This is a genomic window from Streptomyces sp. NBC_00647, from assembly GCF_045207245.1.
Classification (GTDB): domain Bacteria; phylum Actinomycetota; class Actinomycetes; order Streptomycetales; family Streptomycetaceae; genus Streptomyces.
This window is the reverse complement of the sequence record NZ_CP109040.1, coordinates 9,599,407-9,623,779: the sequence shown is the minus strand read 5'-3', so window position 1 is coordinate 9,623,779 and position 24,373 is coordinate 9,599,407. Positions and strand designations below refer to the sequence as shown.

Here is a 24,373-nt window from a genome sequence, read left to right as displayed (position 1 = left end):
TTGGACGGGCGCTCATGGCCGCAACGTCGGCTACGCCACGGCGACTTCATCCTTCCCACCGACCACAGGAAGGTACCGGAGTCCGGCGGCGCGGCCGAGCTTCGGGCGATGGTTCCGGTCAGTCCCCACGCCCAGCGGCGCCTTGGGGGGCGCGCCCGCCGGGCGCGTCGGCCGCGCCGCTCGCCGGCAGGCTCAGCGCTTGAGCTGGGCCTCGATGCCGTCGAGCAGAAAGGTCAGGCTGATCTCGAACTGCTCGTCCATGTCGGGCCCGGATGGCGCCCCCATCCAGCGCGCGAGCAGCTCGTACCCCCCTTGCTCCGCCAGCCCTTGGGCCGCGGTGACGGCCTCGGTGAGCCGCTGCGGGGTGTCGAAGCCGAGCCGACGCCGCATCGCATGCTCCTCGGCCACCTGTTGTGCGCTGCCCAGGACATGGCGGTCGAGCAGCGCCGCGTAGGCGACGGCCCGGCCGAGGTCGGCTCCTTGCCCCACGAGGACACGGAGCTGGAATTCCGTGCGGCGCAACATGTGCGGGCCGAGCGGGGGGCGGGCCGGGGCGAGCTGGGCGTACCAGAGGTGCCGTTTCGCCATCTCCCATGTGTCCATGGCCACCGCTCGCAGGGCCGGCCACCCCTCGTCCCCCGGCTCCGGGGGCAACGGAACCTCCGCGGTCGCGGCGTCGAGCATCAGGTCGACGAGTCCGTCCTTGTTCAGCACATGGCGGTAGAGGGCCATAGGTGTGTACGGGCCCAGCCGCCGGGCCACCGCGGTCATCGTGAGCGCTTCCGCGCCGCCCTCGTCGGCGACGGCCATCGCCACGCGGACGATGTCCTCGCGCTCCAGCGGGCTCTGCCGGCGCCGGGGTGCGGGATGGGCCCAGATCAGGGGTACGCCGGCCTCCCCGATCGGCTTGCGCGCTTCGTCCACGTCGAGAGTTTATCTCATCAGCTACAGTTTATGGCATATACGTAAGAAGGGAGGAGAGCGCGATGGAGCAGGACGCGGTGCCTGCCGGGATCCGGCTCGGTGTCGGCCGGGGCATCAGTTATGGCCTGTTCGGTGCGCCGGACGCGTTCGTGCCACAGGTCCGGGCGCTCGGCGGCACGCTCGTACGCGTCTATGTGTACTGGGGGCAGGTGGAGCCGCAGCCCGGCCGCTACGACTGGACGGCGGTGGACGCGATCCTGGAACAGCTGGACCCGGCCGCCGAGACCTGGTTCACGGTCTGCTCCAGCTCGCCGTGGGCCACCCGGACCCCGTCTGGTTTCCTGCCGTCGTCCCCGGCGAACGACGAAGGGCGGTACGCCCTCTTCATCGACCGTCTGGTGTCCCGCTGCCGGGGCCGTGTCGCGTACTGGCAGTGCGGCAACGAACCGAGCAACACCGGTCTGCTCTGGGACGGCACCGCGCCGGAGTACGTCGCGCAGCTCGCCGCCTTCGCACGGGCTGTGCGGGAGGCCGACCCCGCCGCCCGCGTCGTCCTGGGCGGCTGCGGCTACGACGTGCTGTCCAGCCCTCCGGGCAGTCCCGCCCGCGTGTTCTTCGACCAGGTGGTGGAGCAGGCCCGCGACGACTACGACCTGTTCTGCGTGAACCTGTACGGCGATCCGCACGACATCCCAGTGTACGTCGACGACGCCCGCACGATGATGCGCGGGCACGGCTATGAACGTCCGGTGGTGGCGGGTGAGTACAACGGCCCGACACTGTTCGAGTTCCCCGAGGCGCAGGCGGCGTTCCAGCGGGAGATGACGGCCGCCTTCACCGCCCCTGCCACGGGTCCGGAGGCGGAACCGCCGGACCGCCGTACCATGCGCGCGTTGTACGACCGGGCGGCCGAACTCCCGGACACCCTGCGGATGTTCCTGGAGGACTGCCCGCCGGAGCTGACCGCGCGGCGGGACCGGATCAACTGCCGGCAGATCGTGACCCGCAACATCCTCGCCCTGGCCGCCGGTGTCAGCCGCACGGTGTGCTGGAACCTCGCCCCGGAGATCCCCGGCTACCGCGACCGGCTCAACATGATGGGTTTCCTCTTCGGCAAACTGGCGCTGCTCGACTACGACGGGACCGAGCTGACCGTACGCCGCCCGTCGGCCGACACGTTCGCACTCCTGGCCGCGCACCTGGAGGACGTCGATCACGTGCGCCGCGTCGCCGCGGAGCACAGTCCCGATCTCTTCCTCTTCGAGGTGGAGCGGCACGGGCAGGGTCCGCTGGAGGTCATGTGGACCGACGGTGACGTGTTCACCGGAGAGGAGCGGCCCGCCTCGTGGATCGAGCGCCCCTGGCCGCACGCGGACGCGCACGCCGTCGACGCCTTCGGCACACCCGTGCCGGTGGAGCGGGACGGCGTGCTGGTCCGCCTGCGGGTCTCGGTGACGCCGGTCTTCCTCTCCGGCGGTCCGGCACCCGTGCCGGAATCCGGGAGATCACTGCGGTGATCGGCATGTTGCCGTCGAGTGTTGTGGGCCGGGGAGATGACATGCTCCAGCGCGCCGCCCTGCTCCCGGCCCGACCGGACCGAGCGGCCCTCGCAGCCTCCCCGTTCAGCGTGGGGCGGGCCCGCCTGCGGCGGTGGGGGCGCCGGTCCGTGTGAGGGGGGTCGAGAAGGGCGGGGTGTCCTGGTCGCACTTCGTTCCGGGCCGTGGGAGGGTGCCGTCGATGAAGTAGCGGCTCTCGTGAGCGTTGATGCAGCTGCTGGGGTTGAGCAGTGCGGTGTGCCCGTAGCCGGTGTTGGTCAGCAGGCGGGCGTCGGCCAGTTCCTTGGTCATGGCCTGCGCGTCGCGGTAGGGGGTGGAAGGGTCGTAGGCGGTGCCGACGACGAGGACCGGGTTCGCGGTCCTCTTGTTCCACGGGCCGGTGTAGCGGTGCGCTGCGACTGCCGGCCAGGTGGCACAAGGCTCCGCCGCCCACGTCCAGAAGCGTCCGGCGTCACCCGCACGGGCGGCACTCGCCTCCTCTAGCGGGTGGTAGACCCGCGGATCACGCGGATTGGGGCTGTCTCCGCAGAGCACGGCGCCGGCCTGTTCCTCACCCAGATACGGAACGGGGTACGGGAGGGAGGGGGCGGCCGGGGCGGCGGGAGGCTGAGGCACGCGTCCCTGCCACAAATCCTGCAGCCGCGCGGCCAGTTGCGTCCAGCCGGGGTGGACGATGTAGAGGCTGCTGACCGTGTCCCCCACCGTCCTGGCGTACGTCCACGTGCTCACCGGATGCTTCCGGAGGCGGTTCATCAGTCGGTCGAACTTGCTCCGGGTGGCTTGCGGGCTGCCTGCGGAGAAGGCGCAGTGCGCTGCGTCGGATCCGCAGAGTTTCAGGAACTGGTCCAGAGTGGCTGCGGCGCTGCGGTCCGAGCCCATGCGCAGGAATGTCGGCAGCCGGGCGTCGTCGGAGGCGTGGTTCGTCCATGCCGTCGGGGCGATGTTGCTGTCGAGGGTCATGGCGCGGACCCGGGAGGGGAAGAGGTTGGCGTAGGTGGCGCCGAGGATCGTGCCGTAGGAGATTCCGAGGTAGTTGAGCTTCGGGTCACCCACCGCCCTGCGGAGCTGGTCGAGGTCACGGGCGGTGTCCTCGGTCGACACGTGTCGCAGCAGCTCGGGGTCACGCTCGTCGCAGAGCCGGCCGAGTTCCTCGTACGCGGAGACCCACGCCTTCCGTTCCTGTCGGCCCACCGGAAAGCCGGCCGGCTTGCTCGCGTTCCAGGTCTCGGCCTCCTCGGGGCTCGCGAAGCAGTTCACCGCGGTGCTGTTGCCGACCCCGCGAGGGTCCCAGCTGACGATGTCGAACCGCTCGCGCACCTCCTTCGGGAAGAAGTCGTAGCCCGTCGGCATCTGGAGCGTCCCCGGCCCACCGGGTCCGCCGGGGTTGAAGAAGAGGGTGCCGATACGCCGGCCGGGGCCGGTCGCCTTCCGCTTGATGACCGCCAGTTCGATGGTGCGCCCGCGTGGCCTGCTGTAGTCGAGCGGAACACGCGCGGTCGCACAGTCGTACGGGCTGTCCTGGACGCAGACTCGCCAGTCGAGCTTCAGGGGCGGCACGGAAGGTGTCGCGCCCCCCTCGGCGGCGACATGGTGCTGCCCCGCCAGTGCCGTCGAGAACGCCACCATCGCGGCGACAGCCGCGCCGCTCCCGCGACGGCTCCCCCTGAATACCGATCCGCGCATGCCTCGTCCTTTCACGGCCGAGCGCCCGACACCGTCCGCGCGGGTGCCGGCACGCCTCCGTGACCACCACACCGAGGTCCGGCGAGGGGCGCGAGGTGACCGCAGCCGAATGGACCAGCCAGTGCTCATGTCACCGCATCGCGCACCCGAGTCGGGTGACGCAGTACCCCGCTCGCGGACTCCTCACGCCGACCAGAGACGCGGCGGTCATCCGGACGGCGGTGGGTGACACGCCGGCCGGATGACCTCCCCGTGGTCACACCGTCGAGTTCTTCCTCAGGGCGTCCAGGCTCTTGCGGACCGGAGGGTAGGAGAGCCCGAAGACGGCCCATGCGCCCTTGCCGGGACGGTACTTGAGCGCTGCCAGCAGCAGGTGCTCGGTGCCGAGCCGGCTGTCGCCGATCTCCCCCATCTCGGCGGCCGCGCCCTCCAGCAGGGCCGCGTGCTCCTGGCTCGGCCGGATGTCGTCCGCGGACGTCCGCGAGACCGGCGGAATCATCTGACGGCTGCGATTGGCGGAGAATTCATGGAAGGCCGCCAGATCCACGCCGTTGGCGACCAGCAGGGCCGAGAAAGTGGAATCATCCTGTGCACTCAGCACGGTGAGAAGATGAATGGTGAATAATTCGGGACTGCGCTGGGCGGCGGCGAGTTCACTCGCGGTCCGCACGGCCGTCGCCATGCGATCGGTGTACTGCACCTGCATGAGGAATTCCCTTCACTTCGTGTTTATTTCCGGCGGCCGGACGGGCGCGCACCGCACCCCTTGCCCACGCCGCTGAGCAGGTCAAATGCGGTGCCTCAGAAAGAATGTGACGCACCGTCGACCTTCGATGTCGTGTCGCAATCATAGACCGCTTTCCCGACCCTACTACCTACTCAACTCTTTTTCGACGGCCGGCTGACCAAATACCTACTTGACGGTGCATCGGGCTGGAATGGCAGTCTTTACGGCATGACCACTCAAGAGGACACCATCGCCATCACTGTACTCATCAGCCGGTTTTTCCGTGCTCTCAATGAGCGGCGCTTCGAAGGGGATTGGAGCAAGGAATACTTCACCGATGACGTGAGGGCGGAGAGCCCGCACGGAACCGCGGTGGGCGCGGAGGCCGTGCGCCAGTCGCAGCAGGCCGTGGAGGACTGGGCCGTCATCCAGTACATGAACACGGACATCCTCGTGGAGGGCGACGGCGACACTGCCACGGCGTCGTGGAACTCCCTGATGACCCATATCCACCACGAATCCACGCTCAAGAAACTCGGTGAGGGTCTCGACCCCCTGTTCACCGTCGGCGGCGTCTGGGACGTGGACCTGCGTCGCACGGCCGACGGCTGGCGCTTCTCCCGGACCTCTGTCCGTCCGATATGGATGTCCGGAACGGCGCCCCAGCTCCCCGCGGCAGCCGAGTGATCCAGCGGATCCCGACGTCTCTCGCGGGACGTCGGGATCCGCTCCCCCGATCGATCGGAGCCGCCCGGGCGAAGGCGCGGGCCGGAGCGCACGGGACCGTCCCTGGCCGTCGTCGCCGGGCTCGGTTCGGGTTCCATCTCGCAGGCTCCCTCCGGGGATGCCCGTTCCGCTGAGGGCGGGCTCTCTTTCAGCACCCCGTGCCCGAGGCGTATTCCACGGCCGTGCCGAGCGCACCTCGTGACCATCAGGGGGCCCGCTTCCTCTCCGCGGGCCCTGTCTGCCGGGAGGCGCGGAGCGCGAGGAAGGCCAGGGCCGCCAGACCGGTGGCCAAGGAGATCAGGCCGCCGGCGACGAGGGCAGCGCGAGCACCGTGGCGGGCGGCGATCCAGCCGGTCAGGAGTGCGCCGAACGGCGTCGATCCTTGGAGCAGGAGGGTGTACAGCGCCAGGATCCGGCCACGGAAGCCGGGGGCCGAGCCGAGTTGGACGCGGTGGTTGACGGCCTGGGTGAAGTAGAGGGCGGTGAAACCCGTGACGGCCAGCAGAACCAGGGCGGTGCCCTGCCCCGGAGCGAGCCCGGTCAACGCCTCCGCCGCACCGAAGGCCACGGCCCCTCCGGCCACCAGCAGCGCCGACGGGCGCCCCTTGCGTCCCGTACCGACCAGGGCGCCGATCAGCGATCCCGCGGCGACGGCGGAGGTGAACAGCCCGAAGGACCCGGCGTCGGCGTGGAAGACCGTCTTGGCGAGCAGCGGCAGGGTGAGCTGGAAGTTCAGGCCGAAGAGGGCGACGAGGGCGACCGTGAGAAGAGGCAGCAGCAGGTCGGGGCGCGCCGCGACGTACCGCAGCGCGTCGACGGAGCGTCCGTCACGCGCGGTGCTCCTCCCCCGCAGCAGTTCCGCGGGACGCATCATCAGCAGCGCCGCCACGGTGGCCAGGTAGCTGACCGCGTTGAGCACCGACACGGTTCCGATGCCGAGCCAGGTGATCGCGAGGCCGCCCAGCGCGGGCCCGAAGATGCGTGCCAGATTGAAGTAGGCGGCGCTCAGGGCCGAGGCGTTGGGCAGGAGTTCGCCGCCGACCATCTCGTGCACGAAGGACATCCGGGTCGGCGTCTCGATCGCGTTGACCACGCCGAGGCAGAAGGCCAGGGCGCACACGTGCCAAACGCGCACGGCTCCCGTGATCACCAGGGGAGCCAGGGTCATCGACAGGGCACCCGAGACGAGGTTGGCCGCGACGAGAATCGTGCGCTTGTCGTGGCGGTCGGCGAGCCGGCCTCCGTAGAGCGAGAGAAACAGCATGGGCGCGAACTGGAGCGCTGTGACGATGCCGAGGACGCCCGCCGAGTCGTCGGACAGGGACAGCACCAGCCAGTCCTGCGTGACGATCATCATCCAGGTGCCCATGACCGAGATGAGCTGGCCGGTGAAGAACAGCCGGAAGTTGCGTACCGACAGGGACCGGCCGATGGCCTTGACCCGAGGGACGGGCCCGGCCGTGCGAGCGGTTCGCCGGGGCGCCTCCTGTCTCACGCGCCGACCTGTCCGCGCCGCGCGAGCAGTTCCTCCAGGAAGGCCAGGACACGCAGGTGGTAGGAGCGGGCGGCCCACCCGAGGCTGATGTTGTGGCCCGCGTCCGGCTGCCGGTCCATCGTGACGGTGGTCGCCCGCAGGTGGCTCGTCATGTCCGCGAGGGCGTCGGCGTCGTGGAGCCACCAGTTCTCGTACTCCGCGAAGGTGAACCGGACCGGGACCCGGACCCGGGCGGCAACCCCTGGAAAGGACTGCGACCACTGCCGCAGCTCGTGTTCCTCCGCCAGGGGCATGGGCGCGAGCAGCGGGCGGCTGTAGCGGAAGCTGTTCGGCGGGTAGAGCCGCAGGGGGCCCCAGTGCCACTTCCAGGAGTCCCGGGCGAGGACGCCGGGCGGCTCCCTGGACTCGGTGGCGTAGCGGTGGCCGCAGCCGGAGATGTCGAGGCCGATGAGCCGGCCCCGCTCGTCGTCGGCCGCGGCCGTCAACGCGACCTTGCCGCCGAAGGAGTGCGCGACCAGCAGGAATCCCGCACCCGTCGGGAACCGCCGCGCGTAGTCGTCGAGTGCCGCGTGCAGGGTGGCCGACTGCTCGGTGAGGCTCTGTCCGTGCGGAATCTCGCGGGCGGAGCGCCCGTAGCCGGGCCGGTCCAGGCTCAGCACCGCGAATCCGAGGCGCGCCCCCAGCCCCAGCAGCGACACGCTCGGATGCGCCTGCCCGTCGAAGTACCCGGCCGTCATGCCGCCGCCGTGCACGGCGACCACGACCGCCCGGGGTGAGGGGCCCGGCGGCTCGATGTGCAGTCCGGACAGGGTGATGCCGCCCGCGTCGAGGGTGACGTCCGTGACCCCGGACGTCCTGGTCGCGTACGTCCGCTGCATGCCCGGGGTCTCCAGCCTTGCCACCGTCGTCTCCTTCGTGTTCACGCCGCGAACGGGCGTCGCTCGCGCGCCTGTTGGAGCGCGGCCGCCCACCACATCAGCTGGCCGAGCATGGTTTTCACCGCTGCTTCGAGACCCGGGGCGTCCCTCGGGTTGCCGTCCTCGTCGAAGTGGCTTCGCGCGTCCGCCAGGCTGACCCCGTCGCGCAGGGTCGCCACGTGGAGTTCGGCGAAGGTCTGCCGCAGCTGCTCCACCGCCCGCAGCCCCCGGGAACGGCCTCCGTACGAGACGAAGGAGACCGGCTTTCCGCGCCACTGCGTGGGATGCCAGTCGATGACGCTCTTCAGGACGGCGGGACAGCCGTGGTTGTACTCGGCGGTGACGACCACATAGGCGTCGGCCGCCTCGATCCGCGTCGCCACATCAGCGAGTCGGTCCCGCGCCTCCGCGGCACGGGCCGGGGAGACCACCACCGGAAGATCGGCCTGCACGGCGTCGATCACGTCGACGCTGAACACACCGAACTGCTCGGCCTGTCGGGTCAGCCACCGGGCGACGACGGGACCCGAACTGCTCTCCGGGGGACTGCTGGTGATCACTGCGAGACGTAGGGGCTCTTCGTGCATGACTGGCCTCTCGTGACATCGGGACTCGGTCTTCCATGGGCTGACAGGCGGGGCGCGCGCTCCCCGGGGGACGCGCGCGGCACACCGGAGGCCACGGGAACCGATCCCTCGGAGCGCCCGGTGCCTTCGCGGACCGCCCGGTCGCGGACCAGTGCCAGCAGTCCGACGGCCGCCGTGCCGGCGGCCGTCACCACCAACGGAAGTCCGGCCGCGCCGTAGCGGAATCCGTCGTCCATCACGGCGACACCGATCAGGGACGCGACGACCGGATTCACCAGCGTCGTCGTCACGAGCGGCACCGTGAGGCCGGCCCCGCCGTACGAGGCCTGGGACGTGGCCAGCCCCGCCACGGCCATCAAAGCCGTGAGACACAGGCCCGCCGCCTCGGCGCCCACGCCGAGAACGCCCCAGCCGTCCACGACCGCCTTGACGTGGACCGACGCCCCACCGAACGCCACACCGGCGGCAGCGGCGAGCACCGCGCTCCGTCCCGCGGCCCACCGCATCCTGAACGCGGTGACAGCCAGCAGGGCCACACCTCCGATGACCAGTCCCGCGATCACCGACTGGTCCCGGACGGACAGCACGCCGCCCGGCCCCGTGTCGACCATCGCGGTCAGCACCGCGAGACCACCGGCGACGAGTCCCACTCCGGCCCACGCGGCCCGCCCCGCACCTGCACGGCCGGCCCCTCGGCCGTGGCCCAGCGCGGCCAGGGGCAGGGCGAACACGATGGTGAGCGCGCCCAGCGGCTGTACGAGGGTCAGGGGCCCCCAGCGCAGGGCGAGCACGTGGAGAAGTCCGCCTCCGCCATTGAGCGTGAGCGCGGCCCACCAGAGGCCGGAGCAGAGCGTCGCGTGCACGGCCGGCTGCCGTGCCGCGACGGCGACCCGCTCCTGGAGCAGCGCCCCCACGGCATAGCAGAGTGCCGACACCAGGCACAGCAGCACCGACAACGCCGAGGCGCTCACCGCCCGCGCCTCCGCACCACGTCCGGCGCCGCGTCGCGAACCCCGCTGTGGACCGTCCTCATCCGTTCAGTCCTTGATCTCGCAGATGGGGGCGCCCGAGGTGAACGCGGCGCCGACCTCGGCGACCAGGTCCTTGATGGTGCCGGAGCGGTGGGCGTTGAGGGGCTGTTCCATCTTCATGGCCTCGAGGACGACGACGAGGTCGCCCTCCTTGACCTCCTGGCCCTCCTCGACGGCCACCTTGACGATGGTGCCCTGCATCGGCGAGGCCAGGGTGTCGCCCGAGGCGACCGGCCCGGACTTCCTCGCCGGCCTCCGCTTCGGCTTGGCACCCGCGGCCAGACCCGTACGGGCCAGCGACATGCCCAGCGAGGAGGGCAGGGAGACCTCCAGGCGCTTGCCGCCGACCTCGACGACCACGGTCTCGCGGCCGGGTTCGTCGTCGGTGTCGGTGTCGGCCGGGGCGGCGAACGCCTTGATCTCGTTGACGAACTCGGTCTCGATCCAGCGGGTGTGGACCGTGAACGGGGCGTCGGAGCCGGTGAGCTCGGGGGCGAAGGCCGGGTCGGTGACGACCGCGCGGTGGAAGGGGATGGCGGTGGCCATGCCCTCGACCTGGAACTCCGCCAGTGCGCGGGAGGCGCGCTGCAGGGCCTGTGCGCGGGTGGCTCCGGTGACGATCAGCTTGGCGAGCAGGGAGTCCCAGGCGGGGCCGATGACGCTGCCCGATTCCACGCCGGCGTCCAGGCGCACACCCGGGCCCGAGGGGGGCGCGAAGGCGGTGACGGTGCCGGGGGCGGGCAGGAAGTTGCGGCCCGGGTCCTCGCCGTTGATGCGGAACTCGATGGAGTGGCCGCGCAGTTCGGGGTCGCCGTAGCCGAGTTCCTCGCCGTCGGCGATGCGGAACATCTCGCGGACCAGGTCGATGCCGGCGACCTCTTCGGTGACCGGGTGCTCGACCTGCAGACGGGTGTTGACCTCCAGGAAGGAGATCGTGCCGTCGGTGCCGACCAGGAACTCCACGGTGCCCGCGCCGACATAGCCGGCTTCCTTCAGGATCGCCTTGGAGGAGGCGTACAGCTCGTCCACCTGCGCCTGCGACAGGAAGGGGGCGGGAGCCTCCTCGACCAGCTTCTGGTGACGGCGCTGGAGCGAGCAGTCACGGGTGGAGACCACGACCACGTTGCCGTGGGTGTCGGCCAGGCACTGCGTCTCCACGTGCCTCGGCTTGTCGAGGTAGCGCTCCACGAAGCACTCGCCCCGCCCGAACGCCGCGACCGCCTCACGCACCGCCGACTCGTACAGCTCGGGCACCTCTTCGAGGGTCCGGGCCACCTTCAGACCACGCCCGCCGCCACCGAAGGCGGCCTTGATCGCGATCGGCAGACCGTGCTCCTCGGCGAACGCCACGACCTCCTCGGCACCCGCAACCGGGTCCGGGGTACCGGCCACCAGCGGCGCACCCGCGCGCTGGGCGATGTGCCGGGCGGCGACCTTGTCACCGAGGTCCCGGATCGCCTGCGGCGGCGGGCCGATCCAGATCAGCCCCGCGTCGAGAACGGCCTGCGCGAAGTCCGCGTTCTCCGAAAGAAAGCCGTAACCGGGGTGGATCGCGTCGGCCCCGGACTCGCGTGCGGCCCGTAGCACCTTCTCAGCGTCCAGGTAACTGGTGGCCGGGGTGTCACCGCCCAGCGCGAACGCTTCGTCCGCGGCGTGGACATGCAGAGCGTCCCGGTCCGGGTCGGCATACACGGCGACGCTCGCGATCCCGGCATCCCGGCACGCCCGGGCCACGCGGACAGCGATCTCACCGCGGTTGGCGATGAGCACCTTGCGCACGATGATCCATCCTTTGCTCGCTTGAAGATCGGTCGAAGAAAAGTCTGTCGAAGGCCGGTCGAGGGGCGGTGGAAGGCGGGGGCGAAACGCGGAAGCTCCGTCAACCGCTGAACCGCTCCGCCGAAACCTCGGCGGGGGCGGTCAGTCCTGTCGGGGCCGGTGGGCGGCGCCCCGTGCGGGCGCCGATCGCCAGCTCACGGGGCTGCCCGCCACGGGACGGGTACCCGCCCTGCTCCAGCGCGCCGTCGGCGCCCGGCCCTCGTCGGCGCAGACGTCGTGCGCGGCGCGGTGGAGCAGTACCGCGGTGAGGGCGGCGAGTTCGGCGGGGCCGGCCGTGCCCTTCTCGACGCGGAACAGCGGTTCGGGGGCTGCGAAGGGGGCGATGGTCATCGGAACACTCCTCATTGCGGCGGATTCCCGTGCTTGCGGGCGGGCAGTTCGGCATGCTTGGCGCGGAGCATCGCCAGGGACCTGATCAGCACCGTTCGCGTCTGGCGCGGGTCGATGACATCGTCGATCAGGCCGCGTTCGGCGGCGTAGTAGGGATGCATGAGCTCCGACTGGTATTCCTCGATCTTGCGCTGCCGGACCGCGTCCGGGTCGTCGGAGGCGTTGATCTCCCGGCGGAAGATGACGTTGGCGGCACCTTCCGCGCCCATGACCGCGATCTCGTTGGTGGGCCAGGCGAGGGCCAGATCGGCGCCGATGGAACGGGAGTCCATGACGATGTACGCGCCGCCGTAGGCCTTGCGCAGGATCAGGGAGATGCGCGGCACGGTGGCGTTGCAATACGCGTAGAGCAGCTTGGCGCCGCGCCGGATGATGCCGTTGTGCTCCTGGTCGACGCCGGGCAGGAAGCCGGGGACGTCGACCAGGGTGACCAGGGGAATGTTGAACGCGTCGCACAGCTGGACGAACCGGGCCGCCTTCTCCGACGACTCGATGTCGAGCACGCCGGCCATGGAGGCGGGCTGGTTGGCCACGACGCCCACGACGTGCCCGTCCAGCCGGACGAACGCCACGACGATGTTGGGCGCCCAGGTGGCGTGCACCTCGAAGTACTCGCCGTCGTCGACGATCTCCTCGATGACGGCCCGGACGTCGTACGACCGGTTGGCGTCGGCCGGCACCAGGTCGAGCAGGGCGTCCGTGGTCCGGTCCGCGGGGTCTCCGGTCGTCTCGACCGGCGCCGTCTCGCGGTTGTTGGAGGGGAGCAGCCCGAGCAGGTGACGCACGTCCTCCAGGCAGCTCTCCTCGTCGTCGTACGCGAAGTGCGCGACGCCGCTCGTCGCGGCATGCACGTCCGCACCGCCGAGGCCGTTCTGGGTGATCTCCTCGCCGGTCACGGCCTTGACCACGTCCGGGCCGGTGATGAACATCTGCGAGGTGTCGCGGACCATGAACACGAAGTCGGTCAGCGCCGGGCTGTAGGCCGCGCCGCCCGCGCACGGGCCGAGCATGACACTGATCTGCGGGATGACGCCGGAGGCGCGGGTGTTGCGCCGGAAGATGCCGCCGTAGCCGGCGAGCGCGGTGACGCCCTCCTGGATGCGGGCCCCGGCACCGTCGTTGAGGCTCACGACCGGGGCACCGGCGGCCTCGGCCATGTCCAGGATCTTGTGGATCTTCTGGGCGTGCGCCTCGCCCAGGGCGCCGCCGAAGATGCGGAAGTCGTGCGCGTAGACGAACACGGTCCGGCCGTCGACCGTTCCCCAGCCGGTGACCACACCGTCCGTGTAGGGCTTCCTGGCCTCCAGACCGAATCCGGAGGCGCGGTGCCGGCGCAGGGGCTCGACCTCGTTGAACGAGCCTTTGTCCAGCAGCAGTTCGACGCGCTCACGGGCGGTCAGCTTTCCCTTGCCGTGCTGGCGCTCGGTGGCCGCGGGGTCCGGTCCCGCCAGGACCGACTCCTTGATGGCCTCCAGTTCGTCCAGGCGTTCCTGGATGATGTTTCCGGTGGCGGGCATGGTTTCCCCTCCTTGACGTGGCGTGGCGATCAGACGTGGCGTGGCGATCAGACGGCGTGGACGGTGTCGTCTGCCGTGGCGAGGAGCTCCAGGGCCGAGACGACGTGACTCACGTCGTGCGTGGGGTGGGCGGGCACGTCCGGTGCGATCCGGCGGCACAGACCGGAGAGGACCTTGCCGGGGCCCACTTCGACGATCCGGTCCGTCCCCTCGTCGGCGATGCGGGTCACGGTCTCGGTCCAGCGCACCCGGCCCGTCAGCTGGCGCCGCAGGGTGTCCACGACCTCCCCCGCGCTGGTCAGGGGCGCGGCCGTCACCGCGGAGATCACCGGGACGGCCGGGTCACGGAACTCGGTGCGCAGCAGGGCCTCGGTGAACTCCTCCTCCACCGGTGCCATGAGGCTGCTGTGGAAGGGCGCGCCGACCTTCAGCGCGAGGGCGCGTGCGGCGCCCGCGGCCCGCGCCGACGTGATCAGTTCGTCCACCGCTTCGGCCTGTCCCGACACGACCGTCTGGGCGAACTCGTTGTCGTTGGCGACCTCGACGACCTGGCCGCTCGACTCCCGGACGGCGGCGCAGAGGCCTTCGACGGTGCGCAGGTCCAGGCCCATCACCGCGGCCATCCTGCCGGGCACCCGCTCGTTGACGGCGGCCATGAGCCGGCCGCGCAGCCGGACCAGGCGCAGGGCGTCGCGCCAGTCCAGGACACCGGCGGCGACCAGCGCCGCGTACTCGCCCAGGCTGTGTCCCGCCACCAGGGCGGGGCGGATGCCGTGGCGCGTCAGGACGTCGAGGGTGGCGACGCTCGTCAGCAGGATGGCGGGCTGGGTGATCGCCGTGTCGGCGAGTGTCTCGGCCGGGCCCTGCCGGCACAGCTCGGTGAGCGGGAGTCCGAGGATCTCGTCGGCGGGCCGGTAGTAGGTGTCGAGCAGATCGGGCCATCGGGTGACGAGGTCCCGGCCCATGCCGACGCGTTGTGAGCCCTGGCCCGGGAAGACGAAGGCGGTGGTGGTCATGTCAGTGTCTCCTTCACGCGAGCGGCCGTGGTCAGGGGCGCGATCCGCGCCAGGACGTGGGCGGCGTCGCCGTCGTACAGCCACTCCGCAGGGAGCGGGCGGACCGTGCAGGGGCCGGCGGGGGTGCCCAGGACGGCGACGGCGGCTCCATGTGCGGGGCCGCAGGGCAGGTCGAGGACCGTCCAGTGCGGGGGCCTGAGCCATGGGTCGCGGTGCGGCGAGCCCAAGTAGTCGGCGTGCAGCGGGCGTTCGAGGCCGGTGCCGAGGCCCTTCAGGTAGGCCTCCTTGCGGGCCCACAACTGTCCGAAGGCGGCGCCGCGCCGGCCGGGCGGCAGCTCGTCGAGTTCGGCGCGCTCGCCCGGGTGCAGCAGGCCGGTGCAGACTTCCGTGGTCTCCGCCGAGGGCATCCGCTGGATGTCCACTCCGATCGGTGCCGGGGCCACGGCCACCAGGGCCTTCCCGCTGCTGTGGGACAGCGAGAAGTGGACGGCGGGTTCGTCGCCGCGGACTCCGGGAGCGGGTCGCAGGGCGGGCCGCCCGTGCGGTCCACCGCATTCCGGGCAGGCTTCTCGGACGTACGCCACGTCCTGCGGCGCGAGCCCGAGGGCGGCCGCGAGGACTCTGCGCAGGGCGATGTGGGCGGCGGTGTAGAGCAGGGCGTCCCGGGGCCGCGGCAGGGACGCGGCACGGGCACGCTCCTGGGCGTCGAGTTCGTCCACGGCGAGCCTGCGTCCCGTGTAGTGCGGCACGGGGTGGTGCACCAGCCAGAGGTCGACGGCGACACCGCCGTCCGGGCCGGTCTCCTCACGAGGCCGGGAGGACCCGGTGCGGTGCGACGCGGAATGTGAGGACAACGCCAGGTCCTCCCTTCGGTTCGTCATGACGGGCTCGGTCGGTGCGTACGCCGTGGCAGGACGCCGGTGACCGAGACGGCCAGCCCCGCGATGCCGACGGCGGTGATGAGCAGGAGCGCCGGGTGGTAGCCGGCCAGGACGTCGGCGGAGGACGCGCCCGGCCCCGGGCGGTGCGCCGACATCAGGGCGGCCACGAGGGCCAGCATCAGCGCGGCGCCGAACTGGACGGCGGTCTGGTACACGCCGCTCGCGATGCCGGGTTCGGCCTTCGGAGCGGCGGTCAGCGCCTGCATGTGCAGCGCGGCGAAGCACAGCACGAAGGCCGCGCCGAGGAGCAGCAGTGTGGGCAGGACCTCGGTCGCGTACCGCGTGGGCACCGACGCCCGCAGGTACAGGGCGTAGCCGAGCGGAGGGGCCAGATACCCGACGGCGATCAGCCGGGCCGCTCCGAACCGCTGGACCATCCGCCCGGAGTACGCGGCGGAGAGGGCCAGCGGCAGGGCGGCGGGCAGAAGTGCCAGTCCCGTCCTGGCCGGTGACCACCCCAGCAGCGCCTGAAGCTGGAAGGTGACGACGAACAGCAGCCCCAGGTACGACCCGTTCAGCGCCGCGGCGCCGAACGCCGAACGCCTCAGGGCCGGTTGGGCGAGCACCCGCAGCGGCAGCAGCGGATGTTCGGCCCGCCGCTCCCGGAACACCACCAGGGCACACAGCGCGGCGGCGAGTGCGAAGGCGACGAGGGTTCCGGGAGCGCTCCAGCCGTGTACGGGTACGTTCCCGATCCCGTACACCAGCGCCAGCAGCGCGGCGGGCAGGCCGAGCGCGGTCGGCAGCTCGTACGAACGGCCGCCGTCCGCCCGGCTCTTGCCGCGCTGCTCCGGTACGAGGCGCAGCCCGACCAGGAGCAGCACCGCGGCGACGGGCGCGGGGAAGGCGAACGTCCAGCGCCAGCTGACCTCGGTGAGCAGCCCCGAGAGGACGAGTCCCAGGGAGAAGCCGCTCGCTCCGAAGAGGCTGTACACCGAGACGGCGCGGTTGCGGGCCGGACCCTCCGGGAACGTGCTGGTGATGATCGCCAGCCCGGTGGGGGCGGTGAGCGCCGCGCACACGCCCTTGACCACTCGCGTGACGATCAGGAACCACGCGGCGCCGGCCAGTGCCCCGGCCAGCGAGGCGACGGCGAAGACGGTGACGGCCGCGAGGTACACCCGGCGCCGTCCCAGCCGTTCCACGAGCCGGGTGCCGAACAGGATCACGGCGCCGAAGCCGACGGCGAAGCCGCTCATGACCCACTGCAGCGAGGTCGGGCCCGCTCCCAGGTCCCCGCCGATCGACGGCAGGGCGACCACGGCCACCGACACCTCCAGGGCGTCGATGAGCATGTTGCCGGCCAGCACGAGCAGCAGCGCCCACAGGCGCGGGCTCCATCGGCCGGTCCCGCCGCCGGCCGCTCCGGGCCGTTCGGCGACCGGTCGCACGGTCGTCGGTCTCATCGTCCTGTCCCCCGTCTCGTTCCGTTCCCGTCGGCTCGCGTGCTCAGCCGACGAGGGTGCCCCCGCTGGCGTCGATGAAGGCGCCGGTGATCCAGCGGGCGTCGTCGGACGCGAGCAGGGCGACGATGTCGCCGACGTCCTGCGGTTCGCCGACCCGGTTGAAGACCGACAGCTGCGCCATCTGCTCGACGGCCTCGGGGATGTCGAAGACCGGGTTGCCGTTGCGGGTGATGCCCGGCGCGACGCTGTTGATCGTGATGCCGCGCGGGCCGAGGTGCTTGGCGAAGTGCAGCGCGAGCATCTCGACGGCGCCCTTGCTCATCGCGTACGCGATCTCCTGGGGGTTGGCGACCTTGGTGAGGCCCGTGGAGATGTTGATGATGCGGCCACCGTCGGGCATGATCGACAGCGCGCGCTGGATAATGAAGAACGGCGCCTTGGCGTTGACCGCGATGACCCGGTCGAACAGCTCGGGGGTGGTCTCCTCCGGGGGCACGCCGCCCATGACACCGGCGTTGTTGACCAGGATGTTCAGCTCGGTGGCGCCGGTGCGCTCCTTGAGCCCCTGCTCCAGTCCGAGGAACAGCTCGTGGACGTCACCCGGGACGCCGAGTTCGGCCTGGACGGCGAAGGCCCGGCCTCCCTCCTTCTCGATCGTGCGGACGACGTCGTCGGCCGCCTCCTGGTTGCTGGTGTAGTGGACGGCGACAAGTGCCCCCTCGCCGGCGAGGCGCAGGGCCGTCGCCCGGCCTATGCCTCGGCTCGATCCCGTGACCAGTGCGGTCTTCCCGGTGAGCGTTCCCATCGTGGTCCTCCTGTGGTTGCCTGTGTCGGCGGTTGGGGCGGGTGCCTCGGTCGGTGTGGCAGGTGCGGTGGTGCGTGTTCCGGGCGCGGTGCCGGGGGCGCCGGGTGGTGTTCCGAACCAGCGGTGCAGGGCTGTCGGCAGTCCCGTGGTGTCAGGTGCGGCCGCCCAGGCGACGTACCCGTCGGGCCGCAGCAGGACGGCGTCGGTGCCGGTGAGGTCCACGCCGTCGTTGTTCCGGAGCCGGGCCGTCACGAGGGAAACCTGCTCGGCCCAGGGCCGGAGCTCGGCGGACCACTCCGCCCGGAGCCCGGCGTCCCCGGAGAGGTCGAGCAGGACGCCGCGGCCGTCCCGCAGCAGTTCGGCCACCGTGCGGGGCCCGTCCGGTGTCGTCAGGTCCAGCGGGGGGAAGCGTCGGCCGAGCAGCGGGGGGCCGGTGCGGTGGCCGGTGCTCCCGCCGTCGCCGTCGCCGTCATCGGTGTCGGTATCGGTGTCGGCGTCGGCGTCGGCGTCGGCGTCGGCGTCGGCGTCGGCGTCGGCGTAGGAGATGTCGAGGCCCGCGATCATCGCGGCGAGGTGGGCCCGGGCGGCCGGCAGCAGGACCAGTTCCCCGAACACCTCGCGGACGGCCTCCACTTCCTCGCCGCCGAGCAGCAGCCGTGCCTGGGTCCGGATGTTGCTCAGGACCCGGCGGCCGACGGGGTGGCGTTCGCCGTGGTACGAGTCCAGCAGGTCCTCGCCGGCCCGGCCGGTCACCCGCGCGGCCAGCTTCCAGCCGAGGTTGACCGCGTCCTGGAGAGCCAGGTTGAGGGCCTGGCCGCCGATCGGCATCTGCCGGTGGGCGGCGTCCCCGGCCAGCAGGACGCGTGCCCTGCGGTACTCGGTCGCCTGGCGTGAGGCGTCGCCGAAGGAGTTCACCCACAGCGGGGTGCCGTGGCCGATGTCCTCGTCGGTGACGCGGCGCCAGACGGCGGCGATCTCGGCGAAGTCGGGCTCGGTGGTGCGGGGGCGGGCGGGGCTGCCGAACTCGTGCACCATGACCCGGGTGACGCCGTCGGGACGCCGGGCCGCGATGGCCAGACCCAGCGGCAGCCGCTGGAAGCGCCGGCCCGGGATGTCGATGCCCGCCACGTCGGCGCGCAGCAACTCCCGTTCGGCGTCCGCTCCGGCGAACTCGAACCCCGCCAGCCGTCGTACGGCGCTCTGCTCCCCGTCGCATCCCACGACGTACTCGGCACGGATGCTCAGCGGCCCGTCGGGGCCCGACACCTCGGCCACGACGTGGTCGTCGGCGGTCGTCAGCGCGCGCAGCTCGTGGCCGCGCAGCACCACCGCGCCCAGGCCGGTGCTCCACTCCTGCAGGACCCGCTCGACCTCCGCCTGCAGGACCTTCCACTGTCCCGGGTGGGTGCCGGGCAGCGTCAGGTCGAGCGGGATGCCGCCGAAGTGGCCCATGGGCTCGTTCGGCGGAGTGCCGAACCTCTCCAGCAGGCCCCGGGCGTCGAGGGTCTCCATGGTCCTGGCGTGCAGGGTCGAGGCCCGTGACTCGGTGGTGGGGGTGTCCAGCCGCTCCGCGACCAGCACCTCGGCGCCACCGAGCCGCAGTTCCCCGGCGAGCATGAGGCCCGCCGGGCCGGCCCCGACCACCAGTACCTGGGTACGCAGAGTGCGGGACATGGTCAGCGCGCCTCGGCGTGGGCCTTGGCGTACCCCAGCGTGGCCCGGCTGTTGGTGCTCAGCGCGGTGCGGACGTACTCGCGCGCCTCGGCGACGCCGGCGTCCGGCCCGAGGATCTTGGTGATGTTCCCGGTGTTGAGGACGACGGTGTGCTGGGAGGAGGCCGTGGCGCCGTCCGCGTCCTGGGTGAAGGTCCAGTAGCCGGTGTGCAGCGTCATCAGCGCGGGCAGCGTCACCTGCTTGTACGAGATCTTCCGGCCCTCGAAGCAGACCCGGTACGACTTGGTCAGATGGGTGGACCCGTCCTTGGCGCGGGTCTCCATCTCCAGGGTCTGCAGACCCGGCACGTCCTCGTCGAGACGGACGGAGGCGACGTGGGGCAGGCGCTCCTGCCACAGGTGTGCCTCGTTGATGAAGTCGTACGCGTCCTTGGCCGAGCCGTCGATCCGGATGGTGTCCTCGAAGGAGAACGTCACCTCCTCGGCGGCGTGGGCCAGTTCGACGTTGGTCTTCAGGGCCGCCAGTTCGGAGCGCGAGTTGCGGTCGACCGCCTCGTCGATCCACCGCAGGTCGTCCGGGTCGTCGTCGACGGCACGGTAGTCGTGCAGCAGCCGGATCCGGGACGTCTCGTCGTCGAGCGGCTCGATGATCCAGGTGCCGCCCATGGCGGCCACCGGCGGCGTCGAGACCTCCTGGCGGAACGTGATCCGCAGGGTGTCCGGGTCCAGGACACGGCGGGAGGTCCAGTTCTTCGCCTCACCGTTGGCCGTGGCCCAGATCCGGATGCGTTCGGTGTCCGCCTCACGCTCCAGGTGGTCGACGTAGATGGTCGGCGGGAAGATGCGCGGCCAGTTCTCGACCTCGGCGATCAGACGGTAGACGGCGGCGGCCGGAGCCGAGACCGTGATCTCGTGCTCCACCTCGCGCAGGCCGGGCTGCGACATGCTCAGGCTCCTTGGAATGAGTGCGTGGTCGGCGGACGGGGTGCGGCGGGCGGGCTCAGAAGTTGCCCAGGCCGCCACAGACGTTCAGCGCCTGGGAGGTGATGGAGGCGGCCGTGTCGGAGGCCAGGTAGCCGACCAGGCCGGCGACCTCCTCCGGGGTGGAGTAGCGGCCCAGCGGGATCTTGGACTGGAACTTCTCCAGGATCACTTCCTCCGTGGCGTCGTACGCGGCGGCGTAACCCGCCCGCACCCGCTGCGCCATCGGCGTCTCGACATATCCGGGGCACACGGCGTTGACGGTGATCCCGGTGGGGGCCAGCTCGTTGCCGAGGGCCTTGGTGAAGCCGACCACGCCGTGCTTCGACGCGGAGTACGGGGCGCCCAGGACGACGCCCTGCTTGCCGGCGGTGGACGCGATGTTGATGATGCGGCCCCACTCTTTGTGGCGCAGGCCACCGGTGTTGAGGACCGCGCTGGTGAGGCGGAAGACGCTGTTGAGGTTGGTGTCGACGACGTCGTCCCACAGCTCCTCGTCGAGGTCGGCCGTGACACCGCCGCCGCTGCGGCCCGCGTTGTTCACCAGGATGTCGACGGTGCCGAAGCGGTCGACGGCGGCCTGGACGAAGGCGCGCGCCGAGTCCGTGGAGCGCACGTCGAGGGTGGTGCCGTCGGCGTCGATGCCCTCGCTCTGGAGCAGCTTCACCGTCTCCGTCACGTTCTCGGCGTTGCGCGCCCCGATGAACACCTTGTGCCGCGCGCCGCCGAGGAGGCGGGCGATGGCGAGGCCGATGCCGCTCGTGGCGCCGGTGATCAGGGCGACCCGGCCGTTCTGCTCTGTCATGTGCGTCTCCTTGTGCGGGGAGGGTTGGGGAGGAGGCGGGCCCGTCGGGGGCCGGGGCCGGGGTCGAAGCGGGCCGGGCCGGAGGGGGGACCCGCCCCGGCCCGCTCGGTCGGCCCGACACGCGGTCGGGCCGAGTCAGGGGTCAGGCGGCGATGTCGACCGAGAGGAGGTCGTTGACGGCCGCGACGAGGGCTCGCGGAGTGGTGATGTCGGAGAGGTTGACGTCGTCGAGGCTGACGCCGAACTCGCGCTCGATGCGGCCACCGGTCTCCAGCAGCGCGAGGGACTCGTAGCCCAGCACCTCGAACTCGCTGTCGGCGATGTCGCCGTACAGGTCGATGCCTTCTTCCGCGCCCGCGCTCTCGAGCAGAATGCGGCGCAGGTCGTCCAGGGTGAATATCCGGTTGGACATGGTGTCTTCCTCCAGTGCTGAGGGTGTGTGTGCTGTCGGGCTCTGGTGCTGTGGGGGCGGCCGGTCAGGCCGCTGCGCGCACGACCACCGCGGAGTTGAAGCCGCCGTAGCCGCGGGCGATCACCAGCGCGGCACGTACGGATGCCGTGCGCGGGGATCCGGTCACCAGGTCGAGGTCGTACTCGGGGGCGAGCTGCACGTTCGTCGTGGCCGGGATGAGACCGTCCTGGATCGCCAGCAGGGCGGCCGCCACGTCCAGGGGCGCGGCGCCCGAGTAGAGGCGTCCGGTCATCGTCTTGGGCGCCGTCACGGGGACGCCGCGCGGCCCGAAGACCTCGGTGATGGCCTCGGCCTCGATGCGGTCGAGCTCGGGCACGGCCGCCGCGTCGGCGAAGACCACGTCGATGTCGGCGGGCGCGGCACCGGCGTCGTCGAGCGCGGCACGGATCGCCTGGCGCAGGCCGGGCTGCCGGTCGCTGCCGGGCTTGGGGTCGAAGGTGGCCCCGTAGCCGGCGATCTCGCCGTAGACCCTGGCGCCGCGGGCCCGAGCCGCCGCGAGGTCCTCCATGATGAGGATCGCGCCGCCCTCGCCCGGGACGTGACCGGCGGCGAGCGGGTCGAAGGGCACGTACGCGCGGTCCGGGTCGTCCTTCTGGCTCAGCCTCTCGCTGGCGAGCTGGGCGACCCAGCCCCACGGGCAGATCGAGGCGTCGATCCCGCCGGAGACGATGAGGCGGGTGCCCTTGCGGATCTGCCGCCGCGCCTGGGCCAGGGCGTCGAGGCCGCCCGCCTGGTCGCTGACCACGACACCGCTGGGGCCCTTCATGCCGTTGCGGATCGAGATCTGGCCGCTGTTGACCGCGTAGAACCAGGCGAACGACTGGTAGGCGCTGACGAACTGGCCGCCCTTGCTCCAGAGCTTCTGGAGTTCGTTCTGCCCGAACTCGAAGCCCCCGGAAGAACTCGCGGTGACCACGCCCATGTCGTAGGCGTTCAGTTCCTTCGGCGTGACCTCGGCATCCTCCAGCGCCCAGTCGGTGGCGACCAGCGCGAGCCGGGTCATCCGGTCGGTCTGCGGCAGGAGCCGGCCCGGCAGATGCTCCTCGGCGACGAAGCCGGGCACCTCTCCGGCGAGGCGCGCCGGGTACTGGTCCGGCGTGAAGCGTGTGACCGGTCCGATCCCGCTCTCGCCCTGCAGCGTGGCCGCCCAGAAGTCCTTGGTGCCCAGGCCGTTGGGAGCAGCGATGCCCAGGCCCGTGACCACTACCGGGGTCGTCATGCGATGCTCCTGTCGGGTCGCGCCAGCACCATGGCGCTCTGGAATCCGCCGAACCCGCTGCCGACGGTCAGGACCGTGTCGGTGCGCCACTCCCGCGCCGTGATGGGCACGTAGTCGAGGTCGCACTCGGGGTCCGGGGTGTGCAGGTTGGCCGTGGGCGGGACGACGTTGTTCTCCATGGCCAGCGCGGAGGCCGCGATCTCGATGGAGCCGATCGCACCGAGCGAGTGGCCCACCATCGACTTGATCGAGCTGACCGGCGTCCGGTAGGCGTGGTCACCGAGGACGCGCTTGAACGCGGCGGTCTCGTGACGGTCGTTCTGCTTGGTGCCGGAGCCGTGCGCGTTGATGTAGTCGATCGCGTCGGGGTTCATCCGTGCCTCGTCGAGGGCCACCCCGATGGCCTCGGCCATCTCGGCGCCGTCGGGGCGCAGTCCCGTCATGTGGAAGGCGTTGCAGCGGGAGGCGTAGCCGGCGATCTCCGCGTAGATGTGCGCTCCGCGGCGCTTGGCGCTCTCCAGCTCCTCCAGGACGAACACCGCCGAACCCTCGCCCAGCACGAAGCCGTTGCGGGTTCCGTCGAAGGGGCGGGAGGCGTGCTCGGGGTCGTCGTTGCGTGACGTCGTCGCCTTGATCGCGTCGAAGCAGGCGACGGTGATCGGGGAGATCGGGGCGTCCGAACTGCCCGCGATCATGACGTCCGCCGTCCCCTCCCGGATGATGTCCACCGCGTGGCCGACCGAGTCGAGGCCGGAGGTGCAGCCGGTGGAGACGACCGTGGAGGGGCCCTCGGCGCCCACCGCCCAGGCGACCTCGGCCGCGAAGGAGCTCGGCACGAAGTGGTTGTAGAGGTGGGGCACGGCGTAGCGGTGGTCGACCAGGTCCAGCCGCCCGCCGTCGCTGACGACGCGGTACTCCTGGTCGAGCCCGGTGGTGGCGCCGACCGCGCTGCCGATCGTCACTCCGGTGCGGTAGGGGTCGAGTTCGGCCAGGTCGATGCCGCTGTCGGCGACTGCCTCCCGGGTCGCCACGACGGCGAGCTGGGCGGCACGGTCCATACGGCGGATCTCCTGCGGGCTCAGCCCGTGCTCCTCGGGATCGAAGTCGATCTCCGCGGCGACGCGTGAGCGGAAGGGAGAGGGATCGAAGAAGGTGATGCCCCTCGTGGAGGTCCGCCCTTCGCTGAGCAGATTCCAGAAGTTCTTGGCGCCTATGCCGCCCGGCGCGAGGACTCCGATTCCGGTGATGGCAACTCGACGGCCGGTCACGAGGACGCTTCCCAGTGGTAGAAGGACTTGGCCATGGCATCGGCGGGCGAACGCCAAGTGGCGGGGTCGTACGCCTGGATGTACGGCTTGAGGTCCTCGCTTATCCGAACAAAGCGCGGATCTGTTTTCGCCTCTTCGATGATCTCGCCACCGTTGTCGGTATCGAATTCCTGGAGATGGAAGTAGAGGCCCTTGTACTGGAAGAGCTGGCGCCGCCGGGTTCCCATGATGTGCGGCATTTCTGTTCCGTCGAACTCCTTGAAGAGCCTGGCGACGTCATAACGCGCACCGGGTTCCATCCGGGCGACAATCAGTGTGCTATGCATGCTCTTTTTCTTCTCCTTCGCGGCGAGCAGGTCCGGTGAAGCCGGAACGGCCCCGGAGTGCGGATCGAA

At 71.2% G+C, this 24,373-nt stretch carries 22 protein-coding genes; 2 read left to right on the top strand and 20 right to left on the bottom strand.

The genetic code is table 11. The annotated features are described in order from the left end of the window. Positions 1-192 precede the first annotated feature (192 nt). Positions 193-924 carry a TetR/AcrR family transcriptional regulator C-terminal domain-containing protein gene (locus tag OG788_RS42360; RefSeq protein WP_406376210.1) on the bottom strand — a complete coding sequence of 244 codons (732 nt, stop codon included), beginning with the start codon at positions 922-924 and terminating at the stop codon, positions 193-195. Positions 925-986: 62 nt separating this feature from the next. Here OG788_RS42360 and OG788_RS42355 point away from each other — a divergent pair, with 62 nt between their 5' ends. After that, positions 987-2,441: a hypothetical protein gene (locus OG788_RS42355; protein WP_406376209.1), complete on the top strand. Its 1,455-nt coding sequence runs from the start codon at positions 987-989 to the stop codon at positions 2,439-2,441. Between the two features lie 105 nt (positions 2,442-2,546). On the opposite strand, the gene OG788_RS42350 is transcribed toward OG788_RS42355, so the two are convergent. Both OG788_RS42350 and OG788_RS42345 read right to left on the bottom strand, forming a co-directional pair. Continuing rightward, positions 2,547-4,163, bottom strand: coding sequence for an alpha/beta hydrolase (locus OG788_RS42350; protein ID WP_406376208.1), 1,617 nt, complete (start codon positions 4,161-4,163; stop codon positions 2,547-2,549). A gap of 256 nt (positions 4,164-4,419) precedes the next feature. After that, on the bottom strand, positions 4,420-4,869 hold the full coding sequence (locus OG788_RS42345; protein WP_406376207.1) for a Clp protease N-terminal domain-containing protein: 450 nt from the start codon (positions 4,867-4,869) through the stop codon (positions 4,420-4,422). 249 nt (positions 4,870-5,118) lie between these two features. On the opposite strand from OG788_RS42345, the gene OG788_RS42340 reads away from it, so the two are divergent. Further along, entirely contained in the window at positions 5,119-5,577 is a 459-nt protein-coding gene (locus tag OG788_RS42340) for a nuclear transport factor 2 family protein (protein WP_351556529.1), read from the top strand. A 244-nt stretch (positions 5,578-5,821) separates the two neighbouring features. Here the strand turns inward: OG788_RS42340 and OG788_RS42335 are convergent, their stop codons facing one another. The 17 genes from OG788_RS42335 to OG788_RS42255 all read right to left on the bottom strand — a co-directional run bounded on the left by OG788_RS42335 (position 5,822) and on the right by OG788_RS42255 (position 24,304). After that, positions 5,822-7,111, bottom strand: coding sequence for an MFS transporter (locus OG788_RS42335; RefSeq protein ID WP_406376206.1), 1,290 nt, complete (start codon positions 7,109-7,111; stop codon positions 5,822-5,824). After that, on the bottom strand, positions 7,108-7,989 hold the full coding sequence (locus OG788_RS42330) for an alpha/beta hydrolase (protein WP_406376987.1): 882 nt from the start codon (positions 7,987-7,989) through the stop codon (positions 7,108-7,110). The genes OG788_RS42335 and OG788_RS42330 overlap by 4 nt, the downstream gene beginning before the upstream one ends. Positions 7,990-8,030: 41 nt before the next feature. Continuing rightward, the gene (locus OG788_RS42325; protein WP_406376205.1) at positions 8,031-8,615 is read right to left on the bottom strand and encodes an NADPH-dependent FMN reductase; all 585 of its coding nucleotides are present in this window, start codon (positions 8,613-8,615) and stop codon (positions 8,031-8,033) included. Then, positions 8,585-9,586, bottom strand: coding sequence for a DMT family transporter (locus OG788_RS42320; RefSeq protein WP_406376204.1), 1,002 nt, complete (start codon positions 9,584-9,586; stop codon positions 8,585-8,587). The genes OG788_RS42325 and OG788_RS42320 overlap by 31 nt, the downstream gene beginning before the upstream one ends. Before the next feature lie 66 nt (positions 9,587-9,652). Next, positions 9,653-11,425 carry an acetyl/propionyl/methylcrotonyl-CoA carboxylase subunit alpha gene (locus tag OG788_RS42315; protein WP_406376203.1) on the bottom strand — a complete coding sequence of 591 codons (1,773 nt, stop codon included), beginning with the start codon at positions 11,423-11,425 and terminating at the stop codon, positions 9,653-9,655. Positions 11,426-11,566: 141 nt separating this feature from the next. Next, complete coding sequence (locus OG788_RS42310; RefSeq protein ID WP_406376202.1) at positions 11,567-11,815, bottom strand: acyl-CoA carboxylase subunit epsilon; 249 nt, start codon at positions 11,813-11,815, stop codon at positions 11,567-11,569. Between the two features lie 11 nt (positions 11,816-11,826). Next, on the bottom strand, positions 11,827-13,392 hold the full coding sequence (locus tag OG788_RS42305) for an acyl-CoA carboxylase subunit beta (RefSeq protein WP_351550580.1): 1,566 nt from the start codon (positions 13,390-13,392) through the stop codon (positions 11,827-11,829). A gap of 47 nt (positions 13,393-13,439) precedes the next feature. Further along, entirely contained in the window at positions 13,440-14,408 is a 969-nt protein-coding gene (gene fabD, locus OG788_RS42300) for an ACP S-malonyltransferase (protein ID WP_406376201.1), read from the bottom strand. Further along, on the bottom strand, positions 14,405-15,262 hold the full coding sequence (locus tag OG788_RS42295; protein WP_406376200.1) for a 4'-phosphopantetheinyl transferase family protein: 858 nt from the start codon (positions 15,260-15,262) through the stop codon (positions 14,405-14,407). Before OG788_RS42295 ends, fabD begins: the two co-directional genes overlap by 4 nt. A 23-nt stretch (positions 15,263-15,285) precedes the next feature. Continuing rightward, positions 15,286-16,755, bottom strand: coding sequence for an MFS transporter (locus OG788_RS42290; RefSeq protein ID WP_406376199.1), 1,470 nt, complete (start codon positions 16,753-16,755; stop codon positions 15,286-15,288). A gap of 43 nt (positions 16,756-16,798) precedes the next feature. After that, the gene (locus OG788_RS42285) at positions 16,799-19,234 is read right to left on the bottom strand and encodes an SDR family oxidoreductase (protein WP_406376198.1); all 2,436 of its coding nucleotides are present in this window, start codon (positions 19,232-19,234) and stop codon (positions 16,799-16,801) included. A gap of 2 nt (positions 19,235-19,236) precedes the next feature. Further along, complete coding sequence (locus OG788_RS42280; RefSeq protein ID WP_406376197.1) at positions 19,237-20,178, bottom strand: aromatase/cyclase; 942 nt, start codon at positions 20,176-20,178, stop codon at positions 19,237-19,239. Between the two features lie 55 nt (positions 20,179-20,233). Continuing rightward, the gene (gene fabG / locus OG788_RS42275) at positions 20,234-21,019 is read right to left on the bottom strand and encodes a 3-oxoacyl-ACP reductase FabG (protein ID WP_351550559.1); all 786 of its coding nucleotides are present in this window, start codon (positions 21,017-21,019) and stop codon (positions 20,234-20,236) included. A 142-nt stretch (positions 21,020-21,161) separates the two neighbouring features. After that, positions 21,162-21,431: an acyl carrier protein gene (locus OG788_RS42270; RefSeq protein WP_406376196.1), complete on the bottom strand. Its 270-nt coding sequence runs from the start codon at positions 21,429-21,431 to the stop codon at positions 21,162-21,164. Positions 21,432-21,495: 64 nt separating this feature from the next. Continuing rightward, the gene (locus tag OG788_RS42265) at positions 21,496-22,710 is read right to left on the bottom strand and encodes a ketosynthase chain-length factor (protein WP_351550550.1); all 1,215 of its coding nucleotides are present in this window, start codon (positions 22,708-22,710) and stop codon (positions 21,496-21,498) included. Further along, on the bottom strand, positions 22,707-23,978 hold the full coding sequence (locus OG788_RS42260) for a beta-ketoacyl-[acyl-carrier-protein] synthase family protein (protein WP_351550547.1): 1,272 nt from the start codon (positions 23,976-23,978) through the stop codon (positions 22,707-22,709). The genes OG788_RS42265 and OG788_RS42260 overlap by 4 nt, the downstream gene beginning before the upstream one ends. Then, positions 23,975-24,304: a TcmI family type II polyketide cyclase gene (locus OG788_RS42255; RefSeq protein ID WP_351550544.1), complete on the bottom strand. Its 330-nt coding sequence runs from the start codon at positions 24,302-24,304 to the stop codon at positions 23,975-23,977. The genes OG788_RS42260 and OG788_RS42255 overlap by 4 nt, the downstream gene beginning before the upstream one ends. Positions 24,305-24,373: the final 69 nt, after the last annotated feature.